At 60.0% G+C, this 13,844-nt stretch carries 13 protein-coding genes; 7 read left to right on the forward strand and 6 right to left on the reverse strand.

What is annotated here, in order from left to right; all coding sequences use genetic code 11:
* Positions 1-51: 51 nt before the first annotated feature.
* The 6 genes from ACM62Q_RS08395 to ACM62Q_RS08420 all read left to right on the forward strand — a co-directional run bounded on the left by ACM62Q_RS08395 (position 52) and on the right by ACM62Q_RS08420 (position 6,854).
* A complete protein-coding gene (locus ACM62Q_RS08395) occupies positions 52-966 on the forward strand; it encodes a branched-chain amino acid ABC transporter permease (protein ID WP_415035495.1) in 915 nt (304 codons plus the stop codon).
* Between the two features lie 11 nt (positions 967-977).
* Positions 978-2,054 carry a branched-chain amino acid ABC transporter permease gene (locus tag ACM62Q_RS08400; protein WP_415035497.1) on the forward strand — a complete coding sequence of 359 codons (1,077 nt, stop codon included), beginning with the start codon at positions 978-980 and terminating at the stop codon, positions 2,052-2,054.
* Between the two features lie 50 nt (positions 2,055-2,104).
* Positions 2,105-3,424, forward strand: a complete 1,320-nt coding sequence (locus ACM62Q_RS08405; protein WP_415035499.1) for an ABC transporter substrate-binding protein — start codon at positions 2,105-2,107, stop codon at positions 3,422-3,424.
* A gap of 62 nt (positions 3,425-3,486) precedes the next feature.
* On the forward strand, positions 3,487-4,320 hold the full coding sequence (locus tag ACM62Q_RS08410; RefSeq protein WP_415035501.1) for an ABC transporter ATP-binding protein: 834 nt from the start codon (positions 3,487-3,489) through the stop codon (positions 4,318-4,320).
* Positions 4,321-5,091: 771 nt separating this feature from the next.
* On the forward strand, positions 5,092-6,321 hold the full coding sequence (locus ACM62Q_RS08415; RefSeq protein WP_415035503.1) for a phenylacetate--CoA ligase family protein: 1,230 nt from the start codon (positions 5,092-5,094) through the stop codon (positions 6,319-6,321).
* A gap of 17 nt (positions 6,322-6,338) precedes the next feature.
* Entirely contained in the window at positions 6,339-6,854 is a 516-nt protein-coding gene (locus ACM62Q_RS08420; RefSeq protein WP_415035505.1) for a hypothetical protein, read from the forward strand.
* A 66-nt stretch (positions 6,855-6,920) separates the two neighbouring features.
* On the opposite strand, the gene ACM62Q_RS08425 is transcribed toward ACM62Q_RS08420, so the two are convergent.
* From ACM62Q_RS08425 to ACM62Q_RS08440, 4 genes are all read right to left on the reverse strand, one after another.
* A complete protein-coding gene (locus tag ACM62Q_RS08425; protein WP_415035507.1) occupies positions 6,921-8,168 on the reverse strand; it encodes a CaiB/BaiF CoA transferase family protein in 1,248 nt (415 codons plus the stop codon).
* 1 nt (position 8,169) lies between these two features.
* A complete protein-coding gene (locus tag ACM62Q_RS08430) occupies positions 8,170-9,024 on the reverse strand; it encodes an SPFH domain-containing protein (RefSeq protein ID WP_415035509.1) in 855 nt (284 codons plus the stop codon).
* Positions 9,025-9,047: 23 nt separating this feature from the next.
* Entirely contained in the window at positions 9,048-9,497 is a 450-nt protein-coding gene (locus tag ACM62Q_RS08435) for an NfeD family protein (RefSeq protein ID WP_415035511.1), read from the reverse strand.
* A gap of 143 nt (positions 9,498-9,640) precedes the next feature.
* Positions 9,641-10,171 (reverse strand): PhaM family polyhydroxyalkanoate granule multifunctional regulatory protein, encoded by a 531-nt coding sequence (locus ACM62Q_RS08440; RefSeq protein WP_415035513.1) that lies wholly within the window; start codon positions 10,169-10,171, stop codon positions 9,641-9,643.
* 90 nt (positions 10,172-10,261) lie between these two features.
* Here ACM62Q_RS08440 and ACM62Q_RS08445 point away from each other — a divergent pair, with 90 nt between their 5' ends.
* Positions 10,262-10,933, forward strand: a complete 672-nt coding sequence (locus tag ACM62Q_RS08445; protein ID WP_415035515.1) for a response regulator transcription factor — start codon at positions 10,262-10,264, stop codon at positions 10,931-10,933.
* 34 nt (positions 10,934-10,967) lie between these two features.
* On the opposite strand, the gene ACM62Q_RS08450 is transcribed toward ACM62Q_RS08445, so the two are convergent.
* Both ACM62Q_RS08450 and ACM62Q_RS08455 read right to left on the reverse strand, forming a co-directional pair.
* On the reverse strand, positions 10,968-13,046 hold the full coding sequence (locus tag ACM62Q_RS08450; RefSeq protein ID WP_415035517.1) for an ATP-binding protein: 2,079 nt from the start codon (positions 13,044-13,046) through the stop codon (positions 10,968-10,970).
* A complete protein-coding gene (locus ACM62Q_RS08455; RefSeq protein ID WP_415035519.1) occupies positions 13,031-13,795 on the reverse strand; it encodes a class I SAM-dependent methyltransferase in 765 nt (254 codons plus the stop codon). The genes ACM62Q_RS08450 and ACM62Q_RS08455 overlap by 16 nt, the downstream gene beginning before the upstream one ends.
* Between the last annotated feature and the right edge of the window lie 49 nt (positions 13,796-13,844).

Raw genomic sequence — 13,844 nt, forward strand, 5'->3', positions numbered from 1 at the left:
CGAAGACGTGATCAAGGCCTATCTGGGCCAGGGTCACTGAGGAGGCGGAACATGGAATTTTTCTTTGAAGTCCTGATTGGCGGCCTGCTCTCAGGGGTCATGTACGCCCTGGTGGCGCTTGGTTTTGTGCTGATCTACAAAGCCTCGGGCGTGTTCAACTTCGCCCAGGGCGCGATGGTCTATCTTGCCGCGCTGTCGGTGGTCGGCATCATGGAGTGGGGCGCGCCCTTGTGGCTGTCGGTGATCCTGGCCTTCGGCATCATGACGGCGTTCGGCATCGGCACCGAGAAATTCGTCTTGCGTAAATTGGTCAACCAGCCGCCGATTGCCTTGTTTATGGCCACCATCGGCTTGACCTTTTTCATCGAAGGCCTGGCACCGATGATTTTCGGCTCTGATCCGCGTGCGCTCGACATCGGCATCGTCGACGAGCCGATCCCCTACATTCTTGATAACTGGAATATGGTGATTTCCAAGTTCGACCTGATCGCTGCCGGTGTCGCAGCCTTGCTGGTCACCGTGCTGGCGTTGTTTTTTCAATACACTCGCATTGGACGAGCCTTGCGGGCGGTGGCGGATGATCACCAGGCGGCGCTCTCCATCGGTATTCCGCTGCAGCACATCTGGGCCATCGTCTGGGGGGTCGCCGGGTTTGTCGCCTTGGTGGCCGGCATGATGTGGGGGGCGCGTAACGGTGTGCAGTTTGCGCTCACTTTCACCGCGCTCAAGGCGCTGCCCGTGCTGATTCTCGGCGGTTTTACCTCGGTACCGGGGGCGATTGTGGGTGGTTTGATCATCGGTGCCTCGGAAAAACTGGCTGAAATCTACATCCCGCCGGTGATGCAAGACCTGTTCGGCGGCAACTTCGGCGGTATCGAAGGCTGGTTCCCCTACGTCCTCGCCCTGCTCTTTCTTTTGGTTCGCCCTGAAGGCTTGTTCGGCGAAAAACATATTGACCGGGTTTAAGGAGAAAACACATGCTTTACCGTGAAGCCGGTCAATTCAAGACCACTTACGCCGCCGACCAGCAGCTTTTTCCCATCCGCCAGGATCGCATTGGTGTGTTGCTTCTGCTCGCCGTCGCCTTCCTTGGGGTGCCGCTGTTCGCCAGTGAATACTGGTTCTCGGCCATCCTGATTCCCTTTCTCATTTTCGCTTTGGCGGCGCTGGGCTTGAATATCCTCACCGGCTACGCTGGCCAGTTATCCTTGGGGACGGCGGCTTTCATGGCTGTGGGCGCTTACGCCGCCTACAATTTCCAGCTGCGTATCGAGGGCATTCCCATCCTGGTGTCTTTCATTGGCGCGGGGCTGGTGGCGGCGGGCGTTGGCATCCTGTTCGGTCTGCCCAGCCTGCGCATCAAGGGTTTCTACCTAGCGGTAGCTACCTTGGCGGCGCAGTTCTTCATCGTCTGGTGCCTGACCAAGTTTCCCTGGTTGTCGAATAATTCGTCGTCCGGCGTGATTTCGGCGCAGAACATCGAGATTCTCGGCTTCGCTTTCAATACGCCGGTGCGCAAATATTTGTTGGTGCTGGGCATCGTCGTGGTCATGGCGCTGGCGGCGAAGAACATGGTGCGCTCCTCCACGGGCCGGGCTTGGATGGCGGTGCGTGACATGGACGTGGCTGCTTCCGTCATCGGTATCCGCCTGATGCGCACCAAGCTGCTGGCCTTTGCCGTCAGTTCCTTCTACTGCGGCGTGGCCGGCGCGCTCTACGCCTACTGCTACCTCGGTTCGGTCGAGCCGGACGGCTTCTCGCTCGATATGTCTTTCCGCATTTTGTTCATGATCATCATCGGCGGTGTGGGTTCGATTCTCGGGTCCTTCCTGGGCGCGGCTTTCATTCTGCTGTTGCCGATTTTCCTGGACGTGGCCCTGCCCATGCTGGCCGGCCTGTTCGGTCTACCCTTTTCCAGCGCCACCGTGTCGCACATCCAGATTCTGGTGTTCGGGGCGCTGATCATGTTCTTCCTGATCGTCGAGCCGCACGGGTTGGCCCGTCTGTGGCAGATCGCCAAGGAGAAGCTGCGCCTGTGGCCGTTCCCGCACTAAGGCGAAAGCCTTGGTACCGGCCTTTTTTGTCACACTGGAAGGAGACATTCATGAAAAAAAATTTCAAACCCGCTGTTGCCGCCGTTGCGGCTTCTCTGGCCCTGATCGCGCCGCAGACTTTCGCGGCTGACCAGTTCTTCCCCATCCCGAGCTACCGCGTCGGTGCCTACGGGGCCAACGGCCAGGCTTTCTACGGTGGCTTTATCGACTATCTCAATTACGTCAACACCAAGGAAGGCGGCGTCAATGGCGTCACCCTGACTTGGGAAGAATGCGAAACCGAGTACAACAACGCCAAGGGCGTCGAGTGCTACGAGCGTTTGAAGAGTAAGGCCAAGGAATCGTCTGCCCCGATTCACACCATGTCCACCGGCATTTCTTATGCCTTGATCGACAAATCGGCGCAGGACAAGCTGCCGCTCGCCATGATGGGTTATGGCCGCACCGATGCAGTGGACGGCTCGGTCTTCCCCTACGCCTTCCCGCTGGTCACCACCTACCAGATGCAGGCTTCCGCCATCGTCAAATTCATCAAGGAAAAGATGGGCGGTAACCTGGCCGGCAAGAAGATCGTCTATCTTTATCACGACTCGGCCTACGGCAAGGAAGCCATCATTGCGATGGAAGCCGAGGCTTCGCTCAACAAGTTCACCCTGATACAGATTCCGGTGGCCCACCCGGGTAACGAACAAAACGCGCAGTGGCTGCGCATCCGTCAGGAAAAACCCGATTTCGTGGTGTTCTGGGGCTGGGGGGTGATGAACCAGACGGCGCTGAAGGCGGCGCAGAAAGTCGGCTTCCCGCGCGACAAGATGATCGGCTCGTGGTGGACCGGTTCGGAAGAAGACGTGATCCCCGCCGGTGACGCCGCCAAGGGCTACATGGCCGCCACCTGGAACTTGGCCGGCAAGCAGATTCCGCTGATCGCCGACATGGAAAAGGTGGTGTACGGCGCGGGCAAGGGTAATCTGCAAGATAAATCGAAGATCGGCACGGTGTTGTACAACCGGGGTGTCTCCGCCGCTGTGCTGTCGGTCGAGGCGATCCGCAAGGGGCAGGAAAAGTACGGCAAGGGTAAATCCCTGAACGGCGAGCAGACCCGCTGGGCGCTGGAAAATCTCAACATCACCGATGCCCGCATCAAACAACTGGGCGCGACCGACCTGCTGCCGGAGATCAAGACTTCCTGCGCCAACCACGAAGGTTCCGGCAAGGTGAAGATCCAGCAGTGGGACGGCGCCAAGTGGGTGCCAGTTTCGGGTTGGATCGAAGGCAACAAACAGTTGATCCACCCCTTGTTCCAGGCATCCGCCAAGCAATACGCCAAGGAAAAGGGCATTACGCCGCGTGATTGCGCTGCGGAAAAGTAATTTTTTGGCAAAGAGGAAGGGCGTGGGAGTTTTTCCCTCCCCTTCCCCCCAAAGGAACCGACATGACACAAGCTGCTACGGCGACCGCTGCCGTCGAGAACTACCTCGCCATCAATAATATCGAAGTCATCTATGACCACGTGATTCTGGTGCTCAAGGGGGTGTCGCTCGCCGTGCCCAAGGGCAAGATCGTGGCTTTGCTCGGGGCCAACGGGGCCGGCAAATCCACGACTTTGAAGGCTATTTCCAACCTCTTGCACGCCGAGCGCGGCGATGTCACCAAAGGCTCCGTCGAATATAAAGGGCAGCGTGTCGATCAGCTTTCGCCCAATGAACTCGTTAAACGCGGCGTGATTCAGGTGATGGAAGGCCGGCATTGCTTTGCCCACCTGTCGATTGAAGAAAACCTGCTTACCGGCGCTTACACCCGCAGCATCTCGCGCGGTGAATTGAAGGACAGCCTGGAAAAGGTGTACCACTATTTCCCACGCCTGAAGACCCGGCGCAGCTCGCAGGCCGGCTACACCTCGGGTGGTGAGCAGCAGATGTGCGCCATTGGCCGTGCGCTGATGGCCAAGCCGGAGATGATCCTGCTCGATGAGCCGTCGATGGGGCTGGCACCGCAGATCGTTGAAGAGATCTTTGAGATCGTGAAAGATTTGAACAGCCGCGAGCAGGTGAGTTTTCTGCTCGCCGAGCAAAACACCATGGTTGCGCTCAAATACGCCGATTTTGGCTACATCCTGGAAAACGGCCGCGTCGTGATGGAAGGTGATGCCGAAGAATTACGCACCAACGAAGACGTCAAGGAGTTTTATCTTGGCTTGAGTTCTGGCGGGCGTAAATCCTTTAAGGACGTCAAGCATTACCGCCGCCGCAAACGTTGGCTTTCGTGAGGTAGTGGGCGGTTCTGTTTTTTTGTTCCTTGGTGGGGTTGCGTATGCGCGTGATTCAGCAGACGGGGTTTCCGGGGTTTTGCTTTTCGGGCTGGGTTCCTTGTTTTACCACTGGGTTCCGCGCTGCGGCGCGGGCGTACTTTCTTTTGCTTCGCCAAAAGAAAGTAGCCAAAGAAAAGGCGACCCCGTGGTCGACGCCCCGCTACGCGGGGTTCCTTGCGCTACTCGGCAGGCCGGGCGGCTGGCCAAACTCGCCGCTATGCGGCTCAGACATGGCCAGCCGAAAGCCCCCGACCCGCCTGCGTTGCTCAGCGTCTTCCAAGGGGAAGGGAAAGGCGCTCCCGAATCGGAGAACAGCCAAAAAATTGAACACCACAATTGCGCCACGACATCAGAATTTCGCGCCACCGCCAAAATCCGGATGGTTTTTCCCTCCCCATGCGAGGTGCCGAGCAACGCAGGGCTTGGCGGAAAAAGGGCAAGCATGTTTGAGGGGCGTAGCCCCGAGTTTGCGCCGCCCCCGCCAAGACCGAGTAGCGCAGGGAAGCCCCGCAGGGGCCACCGAACCGGGGTCGCCTTCTTTTTGCTTACTTTTTCTTGGCGAAGCAAGAAAAAGTAAGACGCGCCGCAGCGCGGAACCCATCGCTTCCACAAAGAACACCGACCGAAAAGCATTCCCCCTAAAACGTATTCCATCCACAAACAACACCCCACGGTAAAAAAACCAGCAAAGCCAAGCATCAAAAAACAGGCCAAACCGGAGAAAATCAAATGAGCTACTACGACACCCTCGAAACCCGCGATCCTGCGGTGCGCGAGGCGGATCTTTTCAGCAAATTGCGCAGTCAGCTCACCCACGCGCTGCAGGCGAGCGCGTACTACGCGCGCACGCTGGCCGGGCTCGATCCGGCGGATTGTGCTTCGCGCGCGGCGCTGGCGGGCTTGCCATTGACGCGTAAACGCGAGCTCATCGATCTGCAAAAAGAGACGCCGCCCTTTGGTGGTTTGAACGCCGTTGGCATGGCGCGGATGAAGCGGGTTTTTGCTTCGCCCGGGCCGATTTTCGAGTTGCAAGGCGAGGAACTCGATCCTTGGCGTTTTGCCCGCGCGCTTTATGCTGCCGGGTTTCGTCCGGGTGATTTGATTCATAACTGTTTTTCTTACCATTTCACGCCCGGTGCGTTTTTGTTCGAAGGCGGTGCGCGTAAACTCGGTTGTCCGACTTTCCCTGGCGGCATCGGGCAGACCGAGCAGCAGATCGAAGCCATGGTCAATCTGCGTCCGGCGGGTTATGTCGGTACGCCGTCTTTTCTGAAAATCATAGTCGATAAAGCGCAGGCCATGGGGGCCGATATTTCTTCGCTGAAAACGGCGCTGGTGTCCGGCGAAGCCTTGCCCGGTGCGGTGCGCCAAGCGCTTTCCGAGCGTGGCATCGGTGTGCGTCAGTGTTATGCCACAGCGGATATCGGGGCGATTGCCTACGAAACCGAGATCGATGCCGGCATGGTGGTGGAAGAGGGCGTGCTGCTCGAAATCGTCCGCCCCGGCACAGGTGATCCGGTGCCGGAAGGCGAAGTGGGTGAAGTGGTGGTGACGACCTTCAGCCGCGATTACCCTTTGATCCGTTTTGCCACCGGTGATTTGTCGGCCATTTTGCCCGGCACCTCCGCCTGCGGGCGTACCAATCAGCGCTTGAAAGGCTGGTTGGGGCGGGCGGATCAGACGACCAAGGTGAAAGGAATGTTCGTGCACCCGGAACAGGTGGCAGAAATTCAGGCGCGTTATCCGGAAATTCGCCGCATGCGCCTGGTCGTGGATAACCCGGAAGCACAAGATCGGATGGTTTTGCACTGTGAAATCGATGCGCAGCCGGAAGGCCTGCACGGGCGCTTGCTGGAAACCCTGCGCGAACGCACGAAACTGCGCGGCGAAGTGGCTTTTGTTGGCGGCGGGGGCTTGCCCAATGATGGAAAAGTGATCGAAGATAGGCGGGTTTATTAGCCTGCTGGAAAATCGCTATGCGCCGTCTGCTCACTGTGCTCACTTTTGCTGCCCTTCCTGTGCTGCCGGCGCTGGCTGAAGAAGCGGAATTGCGCTCCTCAGCCAGTCTGATTTTCAAATACCCCGAACTGCTGCAAGCCGGCACCTGCGTCATGTACCGCGAAGGCGGGGCTGGCTGGGTTATGGTCGAGCCGGTGTATTACCTGAAAGCGCGGGTGGTTTCCGCCGCGGTGAGCACGCGCCCGATGACGCACTGTCCGCAGGTACCGGGCAAATTACCGGAGCAGTACAGCCGCGCCGAGGCGGTACGCGTTTTTGCGGCCAGCCCCTGTTTGCCAGCGGAGCTGCCTGAGCGTAACGCGCAAATCGGCCTGGTCAGCCTGCGCGTGGAGAGCTGGGAAACCCCGTATGAGCGGAAAATGGAAAATGCCGGGCGTTTGTATCGCGGTTTTTTCCTCGACCAACGCTTGAAAAAAGACCTCGAAATCGAACTCGAAGCCAGTTTACTCGCGCCTTGCCCCCCGGAGAACTGAGGTTTTTGGCGATTTTTCGCGCGGGCTTTGCCTGCCCCCTCTTTTGCCCGCTGCGCCCTAAATAAGCTATTCGCTGCGCGCCTTGTCTGCGGCAAGCGACACTGCACCGAGGGCGAGCAGGCGTTCGATCTCGGCGTCATTCAGGCCGATGGCGCGTAGGCGCTCGGTGGTATGTTCGCCCAAGAGGGGCGGGGCCTCGAGTGCTTGCCCCGGTGTGCGCGACAGGCGCGGTGCGGGGGCGGGCTGAGGGACGCCGGCGAGTTCGACAAAGGCTGCGCGCGCAAGGTGCTGCGGGTGTTGGCGAGCTTCTGCCATGGTCAAAACCGGCCAAACACAGTCGTCGCTGTCGGCAAAGAGCGCTTCCCAGTGGGCGCGGGGCTGGCTGGCAAAGAGCCTTGTCAGGCGTGCTTTCATGGCCGGCCAACGACGGCTGTCGTACTGCGCGCCCTGAAAATCGGGGTCGCTTTGCAGCTGCAGGCGGGCAAGAAAACTGGCGTAAAACTGTGGCTCCAGCGGGCAAACGGAAAGCCAGAGACCGTCGGCGCAGGCATAGACATCGTAAAAGGGGGCGCTGGAATCGATGGCGCATTGCCCCTGCCATTCCCCGAGCGCTTCGAGATTGAACAGGCCATGGCCCAATAGCGCCGCGCCTTCGCTCATGGCGGCGTCGATCACCTGGCCCTGACCGCTTTTCTGGGCTTCGCAGAGGGCGCAGGCGATGCCCCAGGCCAAGAGCAGGCCGCCGCCCCCCATGTCGCCGACCAAGGTCGGCGGTGCCCAGGGCGCGCCGCCGTGGCGGCGGCCGCTATCGAGCATGCCGGCAAGCGCGGCGTAGTTGGCGTCATGCCCGGCGCGCGGGGCGAGCGGGCCGGTTTGGCCCCAACCGGTCATGCGGCCGTAGATCAGGCGGGGGTTGAGCGCAAGGCAGATTTCTGGGCCAAAACCCAGGCGCTCCATCACGCCGGGGCGAAAACCTTCGATCAGCACATCGGCTTCGCGGATCATTTGCTGAATGAGCGGCTGTACGGCCGGGTTTTTCAGATCGATGCACAGCGATTTCTTGCCGCGATTGGCGACGGCTTTGCGCCCGCCGCCAAAGAGTTGCGAAGCAAAGGTGCCGCCGGCGCGCTCGAGCAGGGTGACTTCCGCCCCCATGTCGGCGAGCAGCATGCCGCAGAAAGGGCCGGGGCCGATGCCGGCAAATTCGATGACTTTGACGCCGTTGAGCGGGCCGCTGTGGGCGGTGCGCAGTGGTGTGTTGTGCCGCTCGCCGCGCAGTTCACCCTGTTGCGCTGCGTCAGAATGCCCCGGCATGTCAGCTCTTACGCCCGAGCAGGCCGCGCACGGCGTCTTGCAGGTCAGCCGGCAGCACCACGAGTTTGGCGTTGTCTTTTTCGCCCAGGCGCTCCATCGCAGCGATGTATTTTTCACCGAGAAGATAGGCCATGGGGCCGGTATCCTGGCCGATGGCAGCGGTAACGCGGCGAATCGCTTCGGCGGAAGCCTCGGCCAGCATCACCTGGGCGTTGGCATCGCGCTTGGCCGATTCCAGGCGGGCTTCGGCTTCGAGAATGGCGGATTGCTTGGCCCCTTCCGAGCGGGTGACCACGGCCTTGCGCTCGCGCTCGGCGGCAGCCTGCATTTCCATGGCTTTTTGCATCGATTGCGAGGGCTTGATGTCCTGGATTTCCACTGATTTCACGGTCAGGCCCCAGTCGATCGCTTCGTCGGCGATGCTTTCGCGCAGCCGCGCCTTGATCTTGTCGCGCGAGGAAAGCGCTTCGTCCAGTTCCATTTCGCCGATGATGGAACGCAGGGTGGTCATGATGAGGTTGCGGATGGCCTCGGAAAAATTGGTCACGCCATAAACCGCCTTGACCGGGTCGGTCACTTTGACGAAGGCGATGGCATTGGTCAGGATCACCGCGTTGTCGCGGGTGATGACTTCCTGCTCCTGTACGTCGAGGATGATGTCTTTGGTCACCAGCTTGTAGGCGACATTGTCGAGGTAAGGAATGACGATGTTCAGACCGGGGGCCAGGGTGCGTAAATATTTGCCCAGGCGCTCGACCACCCATTCTTCACCTTGCGGCACGATGCGCACGCCCTTGCCGATGGTGACGGCGACAAAGACGAGTAAAGTCAGAACGATGAGCAGGCTGGTTTCCATGCGATTTTCCTAAAATTGGTGTTTTACTGCTTGCCGACCCTGAAATAATTGCCTTCGATGGCCAGCACGCGCACGCGGTCGCCGGCGGCAATTTCACCGTCGGCCAAGCAAACCCATTCTTCTGCGCCGAGAAGCGGACGCTGAAAGCGTACCCGTCCTTTTTCAAAGGGGGCGATCGCCGCCACCGCCAGACCGATTTCGCCGATCACCTCTCCTGCTGCCGTGCCGCTCAAGGTGCGCTCGCCATGTCGGAAAAAACGAAACCAGAGGGCGGCAAAGGAAAGCGAACTGATGCTCCAGAGCAGGATTTGCAGCGTAGGCGAAAAATCGACGAGGAGGAGGGCCAGACCGACGAGCAGCGCCCCCAGGCCGAACCAGATCACATAAAAAGCCGGTATGGCCAATTCGGCTAGGATCAGGGCCATGCCGCCGACGATCCAGTGCCACCATTCCAAATGCAAGAAAATATCCATAGACTGCGTTGATTGATCCGCTGAAATACAGTTTGCCGTGCCGTGCCGTGCCCTGCCGTGTGCACCGTTTGCGCTGCGCCCGCCGTAAGTTTTTTTCGGCTCGGCGCAAACGGTTCACAGGCCGCTATGCCGCAGCGCCTGCGTCATACAGCTTTTTTCTTCGCAGCAGGGCTGCGGGCCGCCGGGCGTTTTTTGGCGGCAGCCTTGGTTGCTGCGGGCGGCGTATCTGCGGCGGGGGCTTCGGTTTGAATTTGTTCCTGCATCTGCTCCAGGTGCGTGCGCATTTGCTGCATCATCTGCCAAGGAAAGAGCATGGCTTCCGTGAGGAAACCGGGGGCGGCGGGGTCAGTAGGGTCAGCAGACTCAGCGGCGGGCGTTGCGCTGGCCGCAGCCGGCGCTGCGGGCTGCATTTGCTGTGCCGCCTGGCTTGCCATTTGCCCCATGGCCTGCACGGTGCCGACGGTGGTGCGTTGCATTTCCAAACCTTGAATGGTCATTTGCAGCATCGAAAGATTCATGCGCAGCCAGCCCTCCACGGCTTTCATGTCCTTGATGCGCTTGTCGAGCTCGTCCACGTCAAAGGTCGGCGTGACCATGCCGGGCAGGGAAAACCCCATGTTGCCCCAGAGGTTGCGCATGAAGTTGAGCGGGTCATTGCCTTGGTTGTATAGCATCGTTTGTCTCCCGGCGTGTTGTTGCGATGATCTTAAACCACTTTTCATCGGGCAATGCTAGATTAGCGCCCTCATTGATGGGAATTTGTCATGTATAGATTTTTGGTGGTCGAAGATCACGCCTTGGTGCGCGAAAGTTTGGTGGGTTTGTTGCGCCAGCTGGAGGAGGGCATCGTGATCGACGAATGTGCCGATCTGGAAGTGGCGTTTGATCGGCTTGACGCAGACAGTGGCTACGATTTGATGCTGCTCGATCTCGCCTTGCCGGGGGTGGATGGTTTTTCTGGCCTGGATATTTTGCGCCGGCGCTATCCGGCGATGCCGGTGGTGGTGGTGTCGGCGTTTGATGATACCCCCTCGGTGACGCGCGCCATTCACCTGGGGGCGTCCGGTTTCATTCCCAAGACCGTGAATGGCAGCGATTTACTTGCCGCCGTGCGGCATGTTCTGGAAGGCAATATCTATCGCCCGAATTTATCTGTCACCGCACGCCCGGACCGCCTCTCCCCGCCGCCGCCTGCAGCCAAGGGCGGCGTCAAGCCGGAAGAAGTGGGGCTGACCGAGCGCCAGGCTCAGGTGCTTGATTTGATGGTGCGCGGTTTGTCCAATCGCCTGATTGCGCAGCGTCTCGATTTGTCCGAAGGCACGGTCAAAATTCATGTGACGGCAATTTTCAAGGCGCTTGGTGTCAACAGTCGTACCCAGGCGTTGATTGCCGTGGCGCGCTACGGTTTGGTGTTTGCAGCGGACGCAGCGGATTGAGCTTGTAAAGGGCTGCGCCACGCTCAAGGGCAACTCAAATCGCGCCGGGGCGTGCCTGCAAAAGCGCTCGCAAACGTGCCGGGCGTAGCGGCAGCGGCAGGCAATGCGCTTCGGCTGGGCAGATCGGCGGGCTGCCGAGCACAATGCACTGTACACCCGCCGGCAATGCGGGGAGGGCCTCGGCGGCACACAAGACGATGCTGCCCGGAGGGAGCTGCGCACAGTCTGCCGCCGTGCAGATTTGCGTTGGATGCCCCCAGCGCGTCAGTAGCGCGTGCGCTTGCGTCAGAGCGGGCGAGTTGCCATAAAGATGCACGCTGGCAGCGGCCTCGCTGGATTCTTCCGGTGGATTTTCCGGGGAGGCGATGCCCTGCAGGTGCAGACAAAAGCTTGAGCCCAGGCCGACGCGCGAGTACAGGCTGATGTCGATTGCGAGCAGGCGCGCCAGGCGTTGCACGATGGAGAGCCCGAGGCCCAGGCCGTCTTCCTGGTCGCGGGCGGTGTTGGCGACCTGGAAGAACTCGGAAAAAATATGCTGCTGGTCGGCCAGGCTGATGCCGATGCCGCTATCGCGCACTTCGATACGTCGTTTGTGCGGCCCGCCGTCTTGTCGCACGCCGACCAGAATACGCCCGCCCGGTGGGGTATAGCGCAGGGCATTACTGATCAAATTGCCTAAAATCTGGCGCAATAACTGCGGGTCGGTGTGCAGCCAGAGCGGGGTTTTTTTGTAGCGCAGCGTCAGTTGAGCGGCCTTGGCTGGGCGGGCAAAGGTTTTTTCCAGGGCATCGAACACCTCCTGCAAGGCAAAGTTGCAGGGGGTGACTGGCGTTCCACCGATGTCCAGGCGGGAAATGTCGAGCAGGGTATTGAGCATTTCTCCCAGGTTTTGTGCGGATTGGTTGATCTGATGTGCGATGCGCTGTGTCGGGGCGTGCTCGTCCAGTTGGCGCAACAAATCGGTGCTGAAGAGGGAAATGGCGTGCAAGGGCTGGCGTAAATCGTGGCTGGCGGCGGCGAGAAAGCGGCTTTTTGCGGTGTTGGCGCGCTCGGCCAATTCTTTTTCGTGCAGTAGATCGAGCGTTGCCTGCTCGATGCGCTCTTCAAGTTTTTGCCGGTGCCCTTCGATGGCCGTCGTCAGTTGGCGTAAATCTTCGAACTGGCGGCGCAATAAGAGCAGGCCGAAAAACAAGATGGAAGAGAGCAAAATGGCCAGCGTGGCAATTTGCGCGAAGCGTTCGCGCCAAGGCTGCAATACGGCGCGCTCGGAAATGGCGGCGGTCAGGCGCAAGTCAGGAAAACCGGGAACCGGAGCGGTGGCTAACACATAACCCTGGGCGCGCGCCACCCCCTGGTCCGGCACCGCATCGTGCAAGAGGCCGCCAAAGAGCACCCGAGTAATGGGCTGGCCGAGTACATTGGAATGCGCGCTCATATCCACCGGCCGGCAAGAAGCGACGATTTCGCCCTTCTTGTTGGTGAGCATGGCTTCGAAATCGTCCGCCAGACGGCTGGGCCAGCAAAAATCCTGCAGGTATCCCGGTTCCAGCGTGGCGTAAGCGATGCCGGTAAAACGTTTGTTGCTGGGCAGGGCGCTGTGGGTCAGACGATGGGCGATGCCGTAGCCGTAACGCCCGGTGTTGCGCCCGATGTAAGGGCCGAAGCTGGCAGCATTGGCTCCGTTTTGCAGGGCGATGAAATAAGGCCGGTCGCTGACATTGATGTGCGGCGCGGGAAAATGCGTAGAGATGAAACGCTGGTTGCCGGCGGCGTCAAAAATGACCAGGTCGCGTAACTGCGGCATGGCCCGTGAATGGCGCTGGGCCACGTATTCCCAGCCTTTCAGGGGGTCCCAATGAGGCCAGTCGTCGGGGCGGTTGAGGGAGAGATCGGCGGCGGTTTCACGCACCAGGATGTCAATGGCTTCGATGCTGCGGGTGGTGTGTTCGGCCATCATGCTGGAGAACTGGAGCAGGCGTTTTTCGCCATGTTCGAGCTCTTGCCGGTAAGAGAACCCCAAATCGACAAGAAAGGCAAAAAGCACGAGGAGCGTTGCCGCGAGTACCGCGAACAGCGCAAATTTTTCCGGGCTGCGGTTCAGCTTGACGAGCATGCGATGCGGTAACAGTAAAGCCTTCGTGCCGGCGTGCAATCGACTTCGATCACCCGCCAGGGGGCGACACCGGGAACGGGAAAACTGTTGCTGACAAAAAGGCTGCCGGGGGACATTTCGATCTGGGCTTTGTCCCACAAACGCGTCATGGGGGCGGGGGATAAAAAGGCATAGACCAAAGCGTGATCAGCAAGCGAAACAGACCATAAATCGCCCCAGCGCCAATCCAGATTGGGGCGGCCCAGGCTGAGAATGCGCCCGCACAGCCAGGTCAGCGGCGCGTTTTCAATGCCGGTGAATTGGCGCTGGGGCCAGGCATCGGCCAGCGGCACCAGGGTGCTGCCCAGGCCAGCGCCTAAATCGAGCATGCTGGGAGCCTCTTCTTCGCCCAATAATGCATCGAGCGCCGCGACGGTGGCCCGGTTGGAGAGATAAAGCGGCACCTGCCCGGACAGCGCGCCGCGATAGACCAGCAGCAAGAGAATGAAAGCGAGCAAAAACCAGCCGGGGTCGATGGCAAGTTGTTGCGTCAGCCACACGGCGGGCATGAACAGCGCGTGAATCAGCCGCCACCACCAGGCTTGGCGGGCAATGGTCGAAAAAATCAGGGCGACCACGCCAATGGCCAGGCTCGTTTGCTGCCAAGGTAGGGCGCTCTTGCCCCAGCCGTAATAAGGCCAGGCGAGCGACAGCACGACGATCACGGCGGCGGCTTGCAGGGCAAATTGGCGGGCGGGAGTGCTGTTCATCGTATACCTGACTCCGGTGTGAAACTCCGCCCTTCGGGACGGTGCGAAG

The organism is Azonexus sp., assembly GCF_047638095.1.
Taxonomy (GTDB): Bacteria; Pseudomonadota; Gammaproteobacteria; order Burkholderiales; family Rhodocyclaceae; genus Azonexus.